This is a genomic window from Mitsuaria sp. BK037 (genome assembly GCF_014193045.1).
GTDB lineage: Bacteria > Pseudomonadota > Gammaproteobacteria > Burkholderiales > Burkholderiaceae_C > Roseateles.
The window spans coordinates 207232-223959 of the sequence record NZ_JACHYS010000001.1; the positions used below are offsets into that span (position 1 = coordinate 207232).

General features: G+C 68.9%; 17 protein-coding genes. 7 read left to right on the forward strand and 10 right to left on the reverse strand.

Features of this window, described 5'->3' with window-relative positions; translation table 11 throughout:
- Positions 1-62: 62 nt before the first annotated feature.
- The 4 genes from FHT37_RS00915 to FHT37_RS00930 all read right to left on the reverse strand — a co-directional run bounded on the left by FHT37_RS00915 (position 63) and on the right by FHT37_RS00930 (position 4954).
- Positions 63-917, reverse strand: a complete 855-nt coding sequence (locus FHT37_RS00915; protein WP_183478511.1) for a J domain-containing protein — start codon at positions 915-917, stop codon at positions 63-65.
- Between the two features lie 137 nt (positions 918-1054).
- Positions 1055-3250, reverse strand: a complete 2196-nt coding sequence (locus FHT37_RS00920) for a sodium-translocating pyrophosphatase (protein WP_183478512.1) — start codon at positions 3248-3250, stop codon at positions 1055-1057.
- A gap of 310 nt (positions 3251-3560) precedes the next feature.
- The gene (locus FHT37_RS00925; protein WP_183478513.1) at positions 3561-4778 is read right to left on the reverse strand and encodes a citrate synthase family protein; all 1218 of its coding nucleotides are present in this window, start codon (positions 4776-4778) and stop codon (positions 3561-3563) included.
- A complete protein-coding gene (locus FHT37_RS00930) occupies positions 4775-4954 on the reverse strand; it encodes a hypothetical protein (RefSeq protein WP_221210939.1) in 180 nt (59 codons plus the stop codon). The genes FHT37_RS00925 and FHT37_RS00930 overlap by 4 nt, the downstream gene beginning before the upstream one ends.
- A 65-nt stretch (positions 4955-5019) precedes the next feature.
- Between FHT37_RS00930 and FHT37_RS00935 the strand changes: the two genes are divergently transcribed.
- The 5 genes from FHT37_RS00935 (at position 5020) to FHT37_RS00955 (ending at position 9814) form a co-directional block, all read left to right on the forward strand.
- Positions 5020-6015 carry a Bug family tripartite tricarboxylate transporter substrate binding protein gene (locus tag FHT37_RS00935; RefSeq protein ID WP_409072686.1) on the forward strand — a complete coding sequence of 332 codons (996 nt, stop codon included), beginning with the start codon at positions 5020-5022 and terminating at the stop codon, positions 6013-6015.
- A gap of 61 nt (positions 6016-6076) precedes the next feature.
- A complete protein-coding gene (locus FHT37_RS00940; RefSeq protein WP_183478515.1) occupies positions 6077-7030 on the forward strand; it encodes a 2-hydroxyacid dehydrogenase in 954 nt (317 codons plus the stop codon).
- A gap of 132 nt (positions 7031-7162) precedes the next feature.
- Entirely contained in the window at positions 7163-7702 is a 540-nt protein-coding gene (ppa, locus tag FHT37_RS00945) for an inorganic diphosphatase (protein WP_091722714.1), read from the forward strand.
- 154 nt (positions 7703-7856) lie between these two features.
- Entirely contained in the window at positions 7857-9185 is a 1329-nt protein-coding gene (locus tag FHT37_RS00950; RefSeq protein ID WP_255489464.1) for an ATP/GTP-binding protein, read from the forward strand.
- Entirely contained in the window at positions 9182-9814 is a 633-nt protein-coding gene (locus FHT37_RS00955) for an RloB family protein (RefSeq protein ID WP_183478516.1), read from the forward strand. The genes FHT37_RS00950 and FHT37_RS00955 overlap by 4 nt, the downstream gene beginning before the upstream one ends.
- 5 nt (positions 9815-9819) lie before the next feature.
- Here FHT37_RS00955 and FHT37_RS00960 read toward each other — a convergent pair whose 3' ends face one another.
- On the reverse strand, positions 9820-11061 hold the full coding sequence (locus tag FHT37_RS00960; RefSeq protein WP_409072687.1) for a GNAT family N-acetyltransferase: 1242 nt from the start codon (positions 11059-11061) through the stop codon (positions 9820-9822).
- A 127-nt stretch (positions 11062-11188) separates the two neighbouring features.
- Between FHT37_RS00960 and FHT37_RS00965 the strand changes: the two genes are divergently transcribed.
- A complete protein-coding gene (locus FHT37_RS00965) occupies positions 11189-13285 on the forward strand; it encodes an NAD(+) synthase (protein ID WP_183478518.1) in 2097 nt (698 codons plus the stop codon).
- A gap of 108 nt (positions 13286-13393) precedes the next feature.
- Positions 13394-13732 carry a P-II family nitrogen regulator gene (locus FHT37_RS00970; protein WP_091722727.1) on the forward strand — a complete coding sequence of 113 codons (339 nt, stop codon included), beginning with the start codon at positions 13394-13396 and terminating at the stop codon, positions 13730-13732.
- A 95-nt stretch (positions 13733-13827) separates the two neighbouring features.
- Here FHT37_RS00970 and FHT37_RS00975 read toward each other — a convergent pair whose 3' ends face one another.
- Genes FHT37_RS00975 through FHT37_RS00995 form a run of 5 tightly spaced genes read right to left on the reverse strand, consistent with a single transcriptional unit; the run spans position 13828 to position 16718 of the window.
- Positions 13828-14205 carry a diacylglycerol kinase gene (locus tag FHT37_RS00975; RefSeq protein WP_099861024.1) on the reverse strand — a complete coding sequence of 126 codons (378 nt, stop codon included), beginning with the start codon at positions 14203-14205 and terminating at the stop codon, positions 13828-13830.
- A gap of 19 nt (positions 14206-14224) precedes the next feature.
- Positions 14225-14779, reverse strand: coding sequence for an RDD family protein (locus FHT37_RS00980; protein WP_091722732.1), 555 nt, complete (start codon positions 14777-14779; stop codon positions 14225-14227).
- A 9-nt stretch (positions 14780-14788) separates the two neighbouring features.
- The gene (locus FHT37_RS00985) at positions 14789-15628 is read right to left on the reverse strand and encodes a DUF3106 domain-containing protein (RefSeq protein ID WP_141225220.1); all 840 of its coding nucleotides are present in this window, start codon (positions 15626-15628) and stop codon (positions 14789-14791) included.
- An 8-nt stretch (positions 15629-15636) separates the two neighbouring features.
- Entirely contained in the window at positions 15637-16155 is a 519-nt protein-coding gene (locus FHT37_RS00990; protein ID WP_091722742.1) for a DUF3619 family protein, read from the reverse strand.
- Positions 16152-16718 (reverse strand): RNA polymerase sigma factor, encoded by a 567-nt coding sequence (locus FHT37_RS00995; protein ID WP_091722747.1) that lies wholly within the window; start codon positions 16716-16718, stop codon positions 16152-16154. The genes FHT37_RS00990 and FHT37_RS00995 overlap by 4 nt, the downstream gene beginning before the upstream one ends.
- Positions 16719-16728 lie beyond the last annotated feature (10 nt).

A 16728-nucleotide genomic window follows, 5' to 3' on the forward strand; every position in this document is an offset into this window, starting at 1 on the left:
CGGGAGGGCGCAAGCGGAGCAAGCGCTCGCCGGCGCCCCGTTCCGCTTCGCGGGGAAAAGGCTCAGACCGCCGCGATGCCGCCGCCCAGGCGCTGCTGGCGCTGGCGCAGGAAGGCTTCGGCCATGCTGGACTCGGGCTGCAGGCGCTGCCCGATGTAGAGCTCCTGGCGGCGCTCGGTAATCTGGGCGCGCAGGCGGTTGGCCATGATGGCCAGCGGGTCGAGGCCCTTTTTCTCGGCGCGCTCGATCGATTCGCCGAGCGCATGCATCGTGTGGTTCTTGAGCAGGGCGGTATGGGCCTGCACCACGCGCAGGCGGCCTTGTACCGCGCGCTCCGCGTTGCGCAGCCATTCCATGACCGCGTCAGCGTCGCCGCCGCGCACCTTCACCAGGCTCTCGCCCGCGGCCAGCAGCAGCGCTTCCAGCCGCGCTCGATCGCCGCTCGCGTAGGCCTCGTTGACCTCGGCCATCTTGCGTTCGCGCCGGGCGCGCTCGGCATCGTCCGGCGCCAGGTCTGGATGTAGCCGCTTCGCGGCGCGGCGGTAGAGCGTCTTGAGCGGCGGCGGGCCGACCTGGACCAGGCCGCCCTCGGGCTCCGCCGGCAAGGGCGCGCCGGCGGGCAGCACCGGCAACTGCGGCATCGCGGTGGCGCGGGGGGATTCGGGCGGGCGGGTGTCCAGGCCGTTGCGGGCCAGTGCCTCGTGCAGGTAGCGCATCGCGCAGTAGAGCTGCGATTCCAGCGCGTCCAGCTCCATGTAGAGCGGCCCCAGCGCGGCGACGTAGCGGTCGACGAAACGCTGCATCCGCTGCCGGCACTCGGCGTAGTCGGCTTCCTGCGAAGCCAGGAAGCGCTGGAGCTCGACCAGTTGCTCGCGGCGGCGTTCGAATTCGCGCGGCGTGATGGCCTGGCTGAGCATGTTGAGCGGAGTCCCTGGACGATGGCGGTATGAGCGCCGATTCTGCCGCGAGCGCCTGAGCGCCGAAAGCGCAAACAGCCCCTCGCGGGGCTGTTTTTCTCAGCGTTTTCACGGGGGCGCGTGCGGCCCCCGCCCCGTCAGGGCGTGGAGGCCGCGCTGGCCGCTTCCATCGGGCCGCTGGCGACGGCTTCGGGCACTGCGGGAGGCGTCGCGGTATCCGCCGCCGGCGCGCTGGCCGCGGGCGGCACATGGGCGCCGGCCGCCGGGCCGCCGACACCGACCGCCGGCAGCAGCGGCACGATCAGCAGCGCGACGATGTTGATGATCTTGATCAACGGGTTGACCGCCGGGCCGGCCGTGTCCTTGTAGGGATCGCCGACCGTGTCGCCGGTCACCGCGGCCTTGTGGGCGTCGCTGCCCTTGCCGCCGTGGTGGCCGTCCTCGATGTACTTCTTGGCGTTGTCCCAGGCGCCGCCGCCGGTGCACATCGAGATCGCCACGAACAGCCCGGTGACGATGGTGCCCATCAGCAGGCCGCCCAGCGCGGCGGGTCCGAGCACCAGGCCGACGACGATGGGCACGACCACCGGCAGCAGCGAGGGCACGATCATCTCCTTGATCGCCGCCGCGGTGAGCATGTCCACCGCGCGGCCGTACTCGGGCTTGCCGGTGCCTTCCATGATCCCCTTGATGTCGCGGAACTGGCGCCGCACTTCCTCGACCACCGAGCCGGCCGCGCGGCCCACCGCCTCCATCGCCATCGCGCCGAAGAGGTAGGGGATCAGGCCGCCGATGAACAGCCCCACGATCACCATGTGGTTGCTCAGGTCGAAGCTGACGCTCAGGCCCTGCTGCTCCAGCGCATGGGTGTAGTCGGCGAAGAGCACCAGCGCCGCCAGGCCCGCCGAGCCGATCGCGTAGCCCTTGGTCACCGCCTTGGTCGTGTTGCCGACGGCGTCCAGCGGGTCCGTGATGTCGCGCACGCTGTCGGGCAGCTCGGCCATCTCGGCGATGCCGCCGGCGTTGTCGGTGATCGGCCCGTAGGCGTCCAGCGCCACCACGATGCCGGCCATGCTCAGCATCGCCGTTGCCGCGATCGCGATGCCGTACAGCCCCGCCAGCTTGAACGCGACCAGGATCGCGACGCAGACGAACAGCACCGGCCAGGCCGTCGAGCGCATCGACACGCCCAGCCCCGCGATGATGTTGGTGCCGTGGCCGGTGGTCGAGGCCTGGGCCACGTGCTGGACCGGCTTGTAGTCGGTGCCGGTGTAGTACTCGGTGATCCACACCATCGCCGCGGTCAGCAGCAGGCCGACCAGGCAGGAGAAGAAGAGGGCGCTCGCGCCGATGGTCTGGCCGCCCGGCAGCGTCAGGTCCTGCGGGAACAGTGCGCGGGTGATGAACCAGAACGCGATCGCCGACAGCACGCCGGCCACCACCAGGCCCTTGTAGAGCGCCGGCATCACGTTCTTCATGCCGGGGCTGGCCTTGACGAAGCCGCAGCCGATGATGGACGCGATGATCGACGCGCCGCCCAGCACCAGCGGGTAGATCAGCGCCGCGATCGACATGCCGCCGAAGGTCAGCGCGCCCAGCGCCATCGTCGCGATCAGCGTGACCGCGTAGGTCTCGAACAGGTCGGCCGCCATGCCGGCGCAGTCGCCGACGTTGTCTCCCACGTTGTCGGCGATCACGGCGGGATTGCGCGGGTCATCCTCGGGGATGCCCGCCTCGACCTTGCCCACCAGGTCGGCGCCGACGTCGGCGCCCTTGGTGAAGATGCCGCCGCCCAGCCGCGCGAAGATCGAGATCAGCGACGAGCCGAAGGCCAGGCCCAGCAGCGGCTTGAGCGTCTGGCTGTCGGCGTGGGTGCCGTTCTGGCTGACCCACATGAAGAACAGGCCCACGCCCAGCAGGCCCAGGCCGACCACCAGCATTCCGGTGATGGCACCGCCCTTGAAGGCGACATTGAGCGCCGGCGCCATGCCCTGCGTCGCCGCCTGCGCGGTGCGCACGTTGGCGCGCACCGAGACGTTCATGCCGATGAAGCCGCAGGCCCCGGACAGCACCGCGCCGACCAGGAAACCGAGGGCGGTCTTCCAGTCCAGCGCCACGCCGATCAGCACGCCCAGCACCACGCCGGCGATGGCGATGGTGCGGTACTGGCGCGCCAGGTAGGCCGCGGCGCCTTGCTGGATCGCCCCGGCGATCTCCTGCATGCGCGGGTTGCCGGCATCCTGGCTCAGGATCCAGCTGCGTTGGATAAAGCCGTAGAACACCGCCGCCAGCCCGCAGGCCAGCGCGAAGTACAGCGCCAAACTCGTCGACATGTGTGTGTCTCCTCTCGCTGATCGCCATCCTGTGAAGACGTTCCATCCAGCGGGCGCCGGGCCTGCGCGCACGCAACAGCAACAGTCCGTCGACCCATGCTAAGGCCGTGAATACCGCATGGCATGAGCGTTTACCAGCGGATCACAGGGCTTTGCAAGGCGGGTGTCAGGCTTTGCGGGATGGGCACGCCGGAGCCGGGGCAAGGACTGGCCCCGGGCACGGCCCGTGCCCTGTCGGTAGCCTTTACGCGGCCTTCATCGGTCGCGCGGTGTTGTCACCGTCGGCGACGCGCCGTCATGCCTGGCGCCGTCACCGTTTCCGGCGCGCCTTGCGCGGGTCGGGCGCCTGGGCCGCGCTCGGGCCGATGTAGCGACCGCGCGGACGGATCACCGAATCGACGGCCAGCTGCTCCATCGCATGCGCGAGCAGGCCCACGCTGCGCGCGATCGCGAAGATCGCGAACGCCGCGTCGGCGGGCAGCCGGTAGCGCGCGACCAGCGCCGCGAGCGCCACGTCCATCGACGGCGGCAGGCCGGTGAGCGTCACCACACGCTCGATCAGGCGCGCGATCGCGGCCGGCGGCTTGAACTCGTCCATCAGCGCCGCGGCGCGCGGGTCGCCGTCCGGATAGATGGGGTGGCCGAAGCCGGGCAGCGGCATCGCGGCGGCGAGGTAGCGGTCCACCACCGCGTCGGCGCCTTCGCGCTCGACCTCGTCGAACAGCGCGCGCACGCGCCCGGAAGCGTCGCCATGCAGCGGACCGGAGAAGGTGGTCAGGCCCGCGAGCAGGCAGGCCGGCAACGAGGCGCCGGTCGACGCGGTGATGCGGGCGGAAAACGCGGAGCTGGTGATCTCGTGGTCGGCGGCGAGCACCAGCGTCTTGCGCAGCAGCGCGGCAACGGGCTTCGGCAATCCCCAGCCGCGCGCGAGGCGCTCATGCAGCGGCCGGTCGTCCTCCTCCGAGGCGCCGAACGCGATCGCTAGGCGGCCCACCAGGCTGGCGGCCTCGTCGACCAGCACGCGCGGCAGGCGGCCGCGCGTCGAGTGCCCGGTCGCGGTCAGCGCGGCCAGCTCGGCGAACGCCCGGGCCCGGCCCACGGGCAGCGCGGCCACCACGTCCAGCGCCGACGCGGCCGGCGATCCCGGCACGCCCACGGGACTCGGGAAGCCGGGCGCCTCCTCGAGGTTCCACAGCAGTTGCGCGGCGTCCTCCAGCGTCGCCGTCGCTGCGAGCTCCACGACGTCGACACCGCGGTAGAAGGGCCGCCCGCCGGAGAAGGTCGAGATCGCCGTCGGCAGGCTGGGCTCGGCGCCGAACAGCGTCGTGGCCGCGAGCGTCTCGCGCGTGCGCCCGGTCTCCTTGCGCCGCAGCAGCGCCTTCACGTCCTCGGCGCGGTAGAGGCTGCGGCGCGAGTCGGCCGGATCGGGGCTGACGCCGATCCGGCCCCGGCTGACGTAGGCGTAGATCGTCTGCGCGCGCACGTCGAGGGCGTCGCGCGCTTCGTCCAGGGTCATCCAGGTGGTCATGCGGGGCTGGGGATCGCGTCGTCGATGTCGTCAATGTAATCGTCAACATCAGGCGTGTCCAAGCGCTCGCGTCGAGACACACGCCGTCTTTTCATCGGCACCAGCGATTTGAATTGATCTTGATGATCAATATTGACGATGCGGTGGCGGACCCGCAGCATGAGTCCACGCGACATCGACGAGGGTCGTTCAGAAATCCTCGCGGTGCCGACCTCATGCCCACCCCCACGGAGACAACCGCATGACCCGCATGAACCCCGCGCGCCGCCTGGCCGCGCTGACCCTCCTGAGTTCGGCCAGCCTGGCATCGCTCCCCGCCTGGGCGCAGAGCCCGGCGGCCGCTGCCAGCGCCTATCCGTCCAAGCCGATCACGATCGTGGTCGGCTCCAGTCCCGGCAGCACCACCGATGGCCTGGCCCGCGCGATCGGCGCGGAGATCACCGCCGCCACCAAGGTGCCGGTGGTCGTCGAGAACAAGGCCGGCGCCAGTGGCGGCATCGCGGCCCAGGCGGTGGCGCGGTCGGCGGCGGATGGCTACACGCTGTTCATCACCACCAACACGACCCAGGCCGCCAATCCCCACCTGTTCCGCAAGCTGGCCTACGACCCGGTGAAGGACTTCGCGCCGGTGGGCGCGCTGGTCAAGGGCTATCTGCTGCTGGTGACGCATCCGCGGGTGGCCGCCCGCAACGTCACCGAGCTCAGCGCGATCGCGAAGCAGCAGTCATTGACCTTCGGCGCGGGCAGTTCGTCGGCGCGCGTCGCGGCGGAGCTGTTCCAGCAGATGACGAAGACCCAGCTGACCTATGTGCCGTACAAGGCCAATCCGCAGGCGATGGTCGACCTGGTCGGCGGCCAGGTGGACCTGATGATCGTGGACCTCACCACTAGCCTGCCGCAGGTCAAGGCCGGCAAGCTGAAGGCGCTGGGCGTGAGCAGTCCGCGGCGCTCCCCGCTGGTGCCGGACCTGCCGACGATCGCCGAGGCCGGCCTGCCCGGCTACGAGATCAGCTACTGGAACGCGGTGTACGCGCCCGCCGGCACGCCCGCGCCGGTGGTCGAGCGCATCAACGCCTTGATGCAGAAGGCCATGACTGCCGAGCCGGTGCGACGCTTCGTCGAGCAGAACGGCATGGAGCCCTTCACCTCGACGCCGGCCGAGCTGGCGAGCTTCCAGGCGGCCGAGTACCGGCGCTGGGGCGCCGTCATCAAGGCCGCCGGCATCCAGCCCGAATGAGCCGCGCGGCCCGGCCGCCCGTCCCGCATCGCCTCCCATCCGCCATCCTGAAGAGAGCGCCATGAAGCCGCACATCCTGCAACTGAACCCCATCCTCGTGCCGTCGATCAATGCGCGGCTGGACGAGCTGTACACGATGCACCGCCTGTTCGAGCAGGCCGACCCCGATGCCTACATCGCGACGCACGGCGCCGCGATGCGCGGCGTGATCACGGGCGGCCACACCGGCATCTCGAGGTCGCTGATGGAGCGGCTGCCGGCGCTGGAGGTGGTCGCGGTGAACGGCGTCGGCACCGACGCGGTCGACCTGGCCTACGCCCGGTCGCGCGGCCTGCCGGTGACCGGCACTTTCGGCGCGCTGACCGAAGACGTCGCCGACATGGCGCTGGGCCTGCTGCTGGCGACCTGCCGCCACCTCGGCGCTGTCGACCGCTTCGTGCGCGGCGGCCTGTGGCCGAAGTTCCCGCAGCCGGGCGCGCTGCCGCTGGCACGCCGCGTCAGCGGCATGCGGGTTGGCATCGTCGGGCTGGGGCGCGTCGGCCGGGCGGTGGCGGAGCGCGTCGGCGCCTTCGGCTGCCCGGTGCGCTACACCGACCTGAAGGAGATCCCCGGCGTGGCCTGGGCCTTCGAGGCCGACCTGGTGCAGCTCGCCCGCGACAGCGACGCGCTGATCGTCTGCGCCGCCGCCGACCAGGCGCGCGACCTGATCGACGCGGCGGTGCTGGACGCACTGGGCCCGCGCGGCTTCCTGATCAACGTCGCGCGCGGCCGGCTGGTGAAGGAGGCGGACCTGGTCCGCGCGCTGCAGGAGCGGCGCATCGCCGGTGCCGGCCTGGACGTCTTCGCGGACGAGCCCAACGTGCCGCCGGCGATGCTGGACATGGACAACGTCATGCTGCAGGCCCACCGCGCCAGCGCCACCGAGGAGACGCGCGCGGCGATGGGACAGATGGTGCTGGACAGCCTGGCCCAGGCGCTGGCCGGCGAGCGGCCGGCGCACAGTCTCACCACCTGAGGTGGCGCGACGGGACGCCCCAACGGGCGACCGTCCCCGCCGTGATGGGGGAGGGCGTCAGGGCCGGTTCAGGCGACCCTCTAGAATCGCGGTTTTCCCGGATTCCTCCGGATTCACTCGCCGTCCACCACCATGAGCCTGCACAAAGTCACCCCCGGCGCGAAGGCGCCCGAGCAGTTCAACGTCGTCATCGAGATCCCGATGAACGCTGACCCGATCAAGTACGAGGTCGACAAGGAAAGCGGCGCGCTGTTCGTCGACCGCTTCATGACGACGGCCATGCATTACCCCTGCAACTACGGCTACATCCCGCAGACGCTGGCCGATGACGGCGATCCGGTGGACGTGCTGGTGATCACGCCGTTCCCGCTGACCCCCGGCGTGGTGGTGACCTGCCGCGCCATCGGCGTGCTGCAGATGGACGACGAAGCCGGCGGCGACGCCAAGCTGCTGGCCGTGCCGACGACCAAGATCCTGCCGATCTACGAGCACTGGACCAAGCCCGAGGACATCAACCAGATGCGCCTGAAGGCGATCCAGCACTTCTTCGAGCACTACAAGGACCTGGAAGCCGGCAAGTGGGTGAAGGTCAAGGGCTGGGAAGGCCCCGAGGCCGCCAAGAAGGAAATCACCGACGGCCTGGCCAACTACGCGAAGGCGCAGCAGGGCTGAGGCAAACATCGGCGACCGGACGGCTCGCTGTCCGGCCCCGCACAAGTGACAAAAGCGCCCCGAGGGGCGCTTTGTCGTTTCTGACGCGCCTTTAGCCGGCGCTGGTGTCCAATCTTGATGGCGAATTGCAGAAAAATTGCACTTTGACTCATGGTTGGCGTACATTCATCGCTGGTTCGGCGAGAAGCTGCGGGAAAACCGTATGTTGATTGAATTCACTGTCGAGAACTTTCGGTCGATCCACCAGCCGGTCACGCTCTCCATGGTGGCCGCGCCCCGGTTGCAAAAGCGGGGCAACGTGGTCCCTGCCGGAATACTCGACGAGAAGAGCTTCCCTCCCTTGCTGAAGGCCGCGGCCATCTACGGGCCGAATGCGTCGGGCAAGAGCACCTTGATGTTGGCCTTCCGGGCCTTGTTCGACATGGTCGAACGTTCGCCGTCGGCAGACCTTCGCAAATTGCCGGCCGCCCCGTTCCGGTTTGACAAGGATGCCCATTCCCGACCGTCTCGCTTCGAGATCAATTTCATCCACGAAGGGATTCGCTTCGGATATGAAGTGGCGATCTCTGCCGAACGTGTCCATCGTGAAGTGCTGACGCGATATCGCCGGGGAAAAGGCTGCAGGCTCTATGACCGCCGCCTGATGGACGGGCAAGAGGTCTACGAGTTCGGGGAGCAACTGGAGGGCGGCCACGCGCTCGCGAATGTGTGGCGTAGTCTGACGGGCCCGCAGACACTGTTTCTCGCCCAAGCGGTTGCCAACAGCAGTGCTGAACTCACGCAATTGCGCGTTCCGTTCTCCTGGCTCCGGCGCATGTATGTCTCAGGCATTGGCGGCATGCAGGCCATGGCGCACATGTCGCAGCACATGATTGCGCAGTCTTCAAAGTTCGCAGAGTTCGTGACGGGATTTCTGTCCGACGTCGACGTCCCGGTCACGGACATCTCAGCGAAGCCGGTCGTGGCCGGCTCGGCGTCCCACGACCTGACGGACCTGGATCCAAAGACTCGTCGCGATCGATTCGCGCAGATCAGTTCCCTGGATGTCGAGACCACGCTGACGCACCGCACGGCGCTGGGCACGGCCAAATTCGACTTCGAGGAAGAGTCCAGCGGGACGCAGAATCTTCTCGGCTTCGCCTTCCCGTGGCTGGTGTTTGGGGAACATCTCCATCCCGATGCGTTTGACTTCTGCTTCATCGACGAGTTCGACAGCAGCCTTCACCCCAAGGTCGTGGCGGAACTCGTAAGGCGACACATCGAGCGGGCTCATCCGACACAACTGGTGTTCACGACGCATGACACGCATCTCATGGATGCGAAGCTGCTTCGGCGAGATCAGTTCTGGCTCACGGAGCGTGATGAAACGGGCGCGACGCAATTGCGCTGCGTTCATGACTTCGAAGGGCGCGAGGGGGAAGACATCGAGAAGCGCTATTACGAAGGCCGGTACCGGTCGTTGCCATTCATCCGAGGCCAATGACGATGACGCGCGATGCAGGCTCTTTCAAGCGCGGCGGACCAAGGCTCCGGCAGGCCGTGGCGCTGGTGATTTGCGAGGACGCGCGCTCATCCCGGGAATACTTGATCGACGCGAAAGCGCACTTCCGCGCAGTCGCGGAGATCGAGGTGATTCACAGCGGCCATACCGATCCTCTCGGAATCGTCCGCACCGCGATCTCCAGGTCGAAAAAGTACGACACCGTGCTGTGCGTCATCGATAGGGACACCCACGATCAAAGGAACTTTGGCCAGGCCCAGCGGGAAGCGGCAGCTAGCGGGAAGGTCCAGGTCTTCACGTCCTACCCTTGTTGCGAGTACTGGCTGCTGCTTCACTTCCAGTACGTCCGAGCGCCCTATCAGCAGCAGGGAAAGCGCTCACCGGCTGATTGCGCACTCCGCCATTTGAGGGAGCAGCCGGAGATGGCGGACTATGCCAAGGGCAGCGTCAAAGGACTGTTCGACAAGCTGCTGCCGCGGTTGGCGGCTGCTTGCCGGCATGCCGAGCGTTCCATGGCAGATGCGGAAGCTGACGCCGAGAAGAATCCGAGTACCTCGATGCATCAAGTCATCGCGAGCTTCAAGCGGCTTGGCAAACCCCAGCCGATCTGAGGCTCTCAATCGGGGCGTTCGAGCTCCGGTGCGGCCTTGAACGGCTGATGCCGCTCCAGCTCGTCGATGTACTCGTCCATCGCCTGGCCCTCGCGCTGGAGGAAATCGGCGACCGCCTCCCGGAACTGCGGATGCGCCAGCCAGTGCGCCGAATGCGTCGCCACCGGCATCAGTCCGCGCGCCATCTTGTGCTCGCCCTGCGCGCCGCCTTCGAAGCGCCGCCAGCCGTTCTCCAGGCACCAGGCCAGCGGCTGGTAGTAGCAGGCGTCGAAATGCAGGTGGGGGATGTAGCGCGTCGAGCCCCAGTAGCGCCCATACGCGGCGCGCTGCGATTCGTCGATCGCCACCAGCGAGGCCGCGACGCGCTCGCCCTGATCGTCGCGGGCCACGAACATCAGCCAGTGCGCCGGCATGTCCGTCGCCATGCGCGCGAAGAAGTCGCGGGTCAGGTAGGGCTTGTTGCGGTGCGCCAGGTAGGTGAGCGTGTAGCACTCGTAGAAGAAGTCCCAGTCCGCCGCCGTGATCGCGGCGCCGCGCAGGGTCTCGAAGCGGATGCCGGCCTCGGCGACCCTGCGCCGTTCCTGCTGGATCTTCTTTCGCTTCTCGCGCTGCAGCGTCGCGAGGTAGTCGGCGAAGGCGCGCGGCTCGCCGTCCCCCGTCCAGTGGAACTGCACCTGCTGCCGCGCCAGCCAGTCGTCGCCGGTGAGCGCGCGCTGGTCCTGCTCGTCACCGAAGAGCACATGCACCGACGACAGTTCGGAGCGCGCCGTCAGCGCGCGCAGCGCCTTCACCAGCCAGGCGCGGGCTGCGTCGTCGCGGGCCAGCAGCCGGCTGCCGGGCACCGGCGTGAAGGGCACGGCGACCAGCAGCTTGGGGTAGTAGGGGAGGCCGTGGCGCTCGTAGGCATCGGCCCAGGCCCAGTCGAAGACGTACTCCCCATAGGAGTGCCCCTTGAGGTAGGCCGGGCAGGCGGCGATCAGCCTGTCGCCCTCCCACACGCTGAGGAACTGCGCCTGCCAGCCCTTGCTCGCCACCGCCGAGCCTGACGCCTGCATCGCCTCGAGGTACTCGAGCTTCATGAAGGGCGACGGCCAGGGGGAGGCCGCCAGCAGCGCGTTCCATTGGTCGCGCGGCAGCGCGGCGGGATCGTCGTCGACCCGGATCAGCGGCTGTGCGGCGTGTGGCGTCTCGGCAGCGGTGCGACCGACGGCCGGGCCCGGCGCGGCGTCCGCGTCCGGCGCGGCCACGGGGGAGGACCGCGGGGGACGCGCGGGCGAGGATGGGGGGAACGGGGAGGGGGGCGAGGGCGCGGTCATGCGCGGCAAATCTTAGGGGCAAGCTCAAAGCCCTCGCTTTGATGGCAGGATGAGCCCCATGCAAGCGACGACGCCTTCCACCCCAAGCGCGGCCGCCCACGCCGGCCCGTCCTTCGACAACCTCTACACCCATGACTTCGCCCGCGTCGCGGTCGGCGTGCCGCTGTGCCGCGTCGCCGATCCGGCCTTCAACGGCGAGCAGACGGCGCAGCTGCTGCGCGAGGCGGCGGCCGACGGCGCCGCGATCGCCGCGTTCCCGGAACTGGGACTGGCCGCCTACACCAGCGACGACCTCTTCCATCAGCGCCCGCTGCTCGACGGCTGCGAGGCCGCGCTGGCGCATCTGCTGGCCGTCTCGAAGGACCTGCCCACGGTGGCGATCGTCGGCCTGCCGCTGCGCGTCGAGCACCGCTTGTTCAACTGCGCCGTCGTGTTCCAGCGCGGCCGCCTGCTGGCGGTGCTGCCCAAGACCTACCTGCCGAACTACGGCGAGTTCTACGAGGCCCGCCAGTTCAACGCCGCCGACGAGGCGATCTCCGAGGAGATCACGCTGCTCGGCCAGCGGGTGGCCTTCGGGACCCGCATCGTGATCGCCGCCAGCGACCTGCCGCTGCTGCGCCTGCATGTCGAGATCTGCGAGGACGTCTGGACGCCGATCCCGCCGTCGTCCTATGCGGCGCTCGCCGGTGCGACGGTGCTGGTCAACCTGTCGGCCTCCAACATCACGGTCGGCAAGTCGGGCTATCGGCACCAACTGGTCGGTCAGCAGTCGGCCCGCTGCCTGGCGGCCTATGTCTACAGTTCGGCCGGCGCCGGCGAGTCCAGCACCGACCTGGCCTGGGACGGCCAGGCGCTGGTCTACGAGAACGGCAGCTTCCTCGCCGAGAGCGAACGCTTCCAGCGCCGCTCGCAGCTGGTGGCGGCGGATGTCGACCTCGAACGGCTGTCGCGCGAGCGCATGCGGCAGACCAGCTTCGGCGACTCGGTGCGCCACCACGCGCCGCTGCTGAAGGGCTTCCGCACCGTCGAGTTCGAACTGGGCCTGGACCGCGCGCAGCCGCTGCCGCTGCGCCGCCGCGTCGAGCGCTTCCCGTATGTGCCCGCCGATCGGCAGCGCCGCGACGAGCGCTGCAACGAGGTTTTCCATATCCAGGTCCAGGCGCTGGTGCAGCGGCTGGTCTCGAGCGGCATCCACAAGCTGGTCGTCGGCATCTCGGGCGGGCTGGACTCGACGCATGCGCTGCTGGTCGCCGCGCGCGCGATGGACCAGATGGGCTGGCCGCGGTCCAACATCCTGGGCGTCACGATGCCGGGCTTCGCGACGGGCAGCCGTACGCGGGACCAGGCGCTGCGCCTGATGCGGGAGATCGGCTGCGAGGCCCGCGAGATCGATATCCGCCCCAGCTGCGAGCAGATGCTCAAGGACCTCGGCCACCCGTATGCGAAGGGCGAGCCGGTCTACGACGTCACCTTCGAGAACGTCCAGGCCGGCGAGCGCACCAGCCATCTGTTCCGGCTGGCCAACCACACCGGCGCGCTGGTGCTGGGCACGGGCGATCTCAGCGAGCTTGCGCTGGGCTGGTGCACCTACGGCGTGGGCGACCACATGTCGCACTACAACGTGAATGCCTCGGTGCCCAAGACGCTGATCCAATACCTGGTGCGCTGGGTCGCGGAGACCGAGCAGCTCGGCCATGCCGGGCGTGATGTGCTGCTCGACATTCTCGGCACCGAGATCAGCCCGGAGCTGGTGCCGCAGGACGCGGCCGCCGAGGGGTCCGGCCTGCAGAGCACCGAGGACCGGATCGGCCGCTACGAGCTGCAGGATTTCAACCTGTTCTACACGATCCGCCATGGCTACTCGCCCACGAAGATCGCGTTCCTGGCGCGGCACGCGTGGGGCGACCGGGCGCGTGGCGACTGGCCCGACGGCGAGCATGTGCGGCGCAATGAATACCCGCTGGCGGAGATCAAGCGGGTGTTGCGGATCTTCGTGAGCCGCTTCTTCCGCGGCAGCCAGTTCAAGCGCAGCTGCGTGCCCAACGCGCCCAAGGTCGGCAGCGGCGGATCGTTGTCGCCGCGTGGGGACTGGCGAGCGCCGAGCGATTCCGAGCCGGCGGTCTGGCTCGCGGACCTGGACCGCATCCCGGATTGACGGAGCGGGCGATGTCTCCCTTCTTCAACCGAGGGGGCCATCCCAAAAGATCCGTGCTTAAATCACAGCCAGTCTTGCCTGCCAGAAACCCTCTCTCGGAGCCTCGTGATGAAACAGATCACCGCCATCATCAAACCGTTCAAGCTCGACGAAGTGCGTGAAGCGCTGGCCGAGGTCGGCGCCTCCGGCCTGACGGTCACCGAAGTGAAGGGCTTCGGCCGCCAGAAGGGACACACCGAGCTGTATCGCGGCGCCGAGTACGTGGTCGACTTCCTGCCCAAGGTGAAGGTCGAGGTGGTGGTGAAGGACGACGAGGTCGACCGCTGCATCGATGCCATCCTGAAGGCCGCCAAGACCGGCAAGATCGGCGACGGCAAGATCTTCGTCACCGCCGTCGAGCAGGTCATCCGCATCCGCACCGGCGAACAGGACGAAGCGGCGGTCTGACCGTCCGGGCCCGTCGCGGTCCCCTGAATGAAGAAAGGGCGGGGCGCCGATCGGCGTCCCGCCCTTGTTCATTTCGCGCGCTGGATCGGAGCGCCTCAGCGCAGGTGCTGCCAGATCGCCGCGAGCCAGATCCCGCCGGCCAGCACCAGCGACAGCAGCACGGCGGCGCTGGCGATGTCCTTGGCGCGCTTGCTGAGCTCGTGGAGCTCGAAGGAGACGCGGTCGATCGCCGCCTCGACCGCCGAATTGAGCAGCTCGACGATCAGCACCAGGATCAGCGACCCCAGCAGCAGCGCGACCTGCACCCAGTCCCGGCCCAGCCAGAACGCCAGCGGCGTGCCGATGATCGTCAGCCAGGTTTCCTGGCGGAAGGCGCTTTCGCCGACGTAGGCGGCGCGCAGTCCGGCCCAGGAGTAGCCGGCGGCGTGCAGGATGCGGTCCAGGCCGGTGCGGCCCTTGTGGGGATTGCTCATCGTCGGGAGGGGCAGGGGATCAGGAATCGGCCGGCTGCGGCGCGGCGCGCTTCTTTGCGCGTGGTGGCGGCAGCTGCGTGACCAGGCGCGTGCCGCAGATGACGTCGTGCAGGAACTGCCGCTGTGGATGCAGCCGCGCCAGCAGCAGGTAGCCCGCCACACCAGCGAACATCGCGCCGAAGATGGCGCCGGTGCTTCGGTCCAGTCCCAGCAGGTGGACGCTGGCCAGTGCCGGCAGGAACCACAGCCAGGCGGCAAGGTAGCGCGCCGTGGCGCGCGCCTGCGTGAGCGGTCGGCCCTGGGCGTCGACGACCCGCAGGTGCCAGGCGCGCATCGCAACCGTCTGGCCGCCGCGCGACCAGAACCAGATGAAGTAGATGCCCAGGATCAGGAACAGGAAGGCTTGCAGGCCCTGTGTGCCGACCAGCGCGTTGCGCTGCTGGGTGAGCGTCGAATACAGCCAGCCGGCGATGAAGACGACGCCGAACAGGACGACGCCTTCATAGATGAAGGACGCGAGGCGGCGCATCAGGCCGGGCGGTGCGTCGCCGCCGGCAGCGGGTGCGGAGGTCATCCGGCGAGTTTAGCGGCTGGCCCCGGTGCGGCGAGGCAGCAGCGTGTGCGGGTCGAGACCGGCTTCGCTCGGGGCGCGCAGCGGGCGGCCGGGCGCCGCGCTGGCGCCGGGCAGCGGTGGATCGGCGCGCTGCGTCATCAGCACCGTCGTCGCGCCGGGCAGCGCCTGGACGATGGTGGGGCCGGTGACGGCGGTCAGCGGCGCGCGCTGGATCGGCGCCTTGGCGCGATGAGAGACGGCGGAAGCCGGCGCCTCACGGCCGGCGGCCGAGGCCTTTTCGGCCGCGCGTTCGGCCAGGCGCTGGCGCTTCTCGGCGGGCAGGGCCTGATAGGCGTCCCACTTCTCGCGCAGCTTCGATTCCTGCTCGGGTGCGCGCAGTTCGCCGGCATGCTGGTAGCCGATGCGCGCGCGTTGGCGCTCGGCGGGCGACATGCGGGTCCACTCCACCATCCGTTCGCGCAGCCGGTGTTGCTGCTCGGTGGGGAGCGTCGGATAGCGGGCGGCGATTTCCAGCCACTTGCCCTTGCGGGCGCCGTCGAGCTGGTCCCACTCCTTCGACAGGGGTGCGAGGGCTTCCTTCTGGGAAGCGCTCAGCGACGCCCAGTTCACATTGGCGACCAGCACACCGGGAGCGGTGGCGCGCGCGGCAGCAGACGCGTGCGACGTGGGCGCGGATGCGGAAAGAGAAGTGGGGGCTGGCGCGGGGGCGGGGCCCTCCTGCGCCGATGCAGCGACACAGCCGAGCGCCGCGCAGAGCGCGATCGTCGTCAGGCGACGCATCGTCGAGAAATCAGGGAAAACGCCGAGAGGGCCGATGAGAGCCGAAGAGAGGCGGAACGATCTGGCCACGCGCCGCCTCACTGCGACGATTTCGCTTCGTCGGACTTCTCGCCTTCCTCGGGGCTGTTGGCGTTGCTCGGGTCGTTCGGCGCCTCGTTGAGGTATTCGCGGAAACCCGGATCGCTGTACGCCGCCGGCGGGAGCGGCTTGGAGAGCATCTCGGTGTCGAGTTCGGCCGCGCTGCGGATCTGCTCGTACCACTGGCTGTGCTGGATCAGCAGCAAGCCCCCCAGCAGCAGCGCCAGCGGCAGCAGCGCCGCGGCCTTGCGCCAGCGCGGGGTCTTCTCGCCACCGCCCAGCGCGAGCGTGCCGTTGCCCACATGGCGCGTTTCGGAAGCGGCCTGAGTCGGCGCGGCGGCGCGCGCGGCCATGGCCTTGGCGAGCGCCTGCTCACGCGCGAAGCGCAATCTCTCCTGGATGTCGCCGGACAGGGTCTCGCTCTGCTCGGTCAAACCCGCGGCCACCCGGAGGCCGAAACGGGTCACGCGCGCTTCCGCCTCCAGCGGCAGCGGCGTTCCTGGCGTGTTCTTCTTCATAGCGAGATTCCCTTGGCTTTCAGCGTTTTGGCCAGCGCATGCACGGCGCGGGAGCAGTGTGTCTTGACGCTGCCCTCCGAGCAACCCATGACCGCCGCCGTTTCGGCAACGTCGAGTTCTTCCCAGTAACGCAGGAGGAAGGCTTCCCGTTGACGCGCGGGCAATGCTGCAACTTCCTGTTCGATGGCGGCCAGCACTTGAACGCGCGAGACCTCGTCCGCGGCGGACAGCGCCCCCATCGAGCCTTCCTGCGTCTCCAGCATTTCCAGCAGGTCGAAGTCCTCGCCGGACTCGCCCCCCTCGAAATCCGACAGGTTGCTGAAGACGGCGTTGCGGACCTTCTGACGCCGGAACCAATCCATCGTCGCGTTCGACAGGATGCGCTGGAACAGCAGCGGCAACTCCGCCGCCGGCCGATCGAAGTATTTCTCCGCCAACCGGATCATGGCGTCCTGGACGATGTCCAGTGCGGCGTCCTCGTCTCGCACCATGTACACCGTGCGCTTGAAGGCACGCCGGTCGACGGTCTTGAGAAAGTCGTTGAGTTCTTTGTCTGTGGCCAATGGGCTGGCG

Coding starts and splice junctions, on each gene's coding strand:
- FHT37_RS00925 (WP_183478513.1), bottom strand. CDS start 4,778: ATGACCACCTGGATGACCCTGGACGAAGCGCGCGACGCCCTCGACGTG.
- FHT37_RS00940 (WP_183478515.1), top strand. CDS start 6,077: ATGAAGCCGCACATCCTGCAACTGAACCCCATCCTCGTGCCGTCGATC.
- FHT37_RS00990 (WP_091722742.1), bottom strand. CDS start 16,155: ATGAAGAAGAACACGCCAGGAACGCCGCTGCCGCTGGAGGCGGAAGCG.
- FHT37_RS00965 (WP_183478518.1), top strand. CDS start 11,189: ATGCAAGCGACGACGCCTTCCACCCCAAGCGCGGCCGCCCACGCCGGC.
- FHT37_RS00935 (WP_409072686.1), top strand. CDS start 5,020: ATGACCCGCATGAACCCCGCGCGCCGCCTGGCCGCGCTGACCCTCCTG.
- FHT37_RS00915 (WP_183478511.1), bottom strand. CDS start 917: ATGCTCAGCCAGGCCATCACGCCGCGCGAATTCGAACGCCGCCGCGAG.
- ppa (WP_091722714.1), top strand. CDS start 7,163: ATGAGCCTGCACAAAGTCACCCCCGGCGCGAAGGCGCCCGAGCAGTTC.
- FHT37_RS00970 (WP_091722727.1), top strand. CDS start 13,394: ATGAAACAGATCACCGCCATCATCAAACCGTTCAAGCTCGACGAAGTG.
- FHT37_RS00920 (WP_183478512.1), bottom strand. CDS start 3,250: ATGTCGACGAGTTTGGCGCTGTACTTCGCGCTGGCCTGCGGGCTGGCG.
- FHT37_RS00955 (WP_183478516.1), top strand. CDS start 9,182: ATGACGATGACGCGCGATGCAGGCTCTTTCAAGCGCGGCGGACCAAGG.
- FHT37_RS00930 (WP_221210939.1), bottom strand. CDS start 4,954: ATGTCGCGTGGACTCATGCTGCGGGTCCGCCACCGCATCGTCAATATT.
- FHT37_RS00975 (WP_099861024.1), bottom strand. CDS start 14,205: ATGAGCAATCCCCACAAGGGCCGCACCGGCCTGGACCGCATCCTGCAC.
- FHT37_RS00980 (WP_091722732.1), bottom strand. CDS start 14,779: ATGACCTCCGCACCCGCTGCCGGCGGCGACGCACCGCCCGGCCTGATG.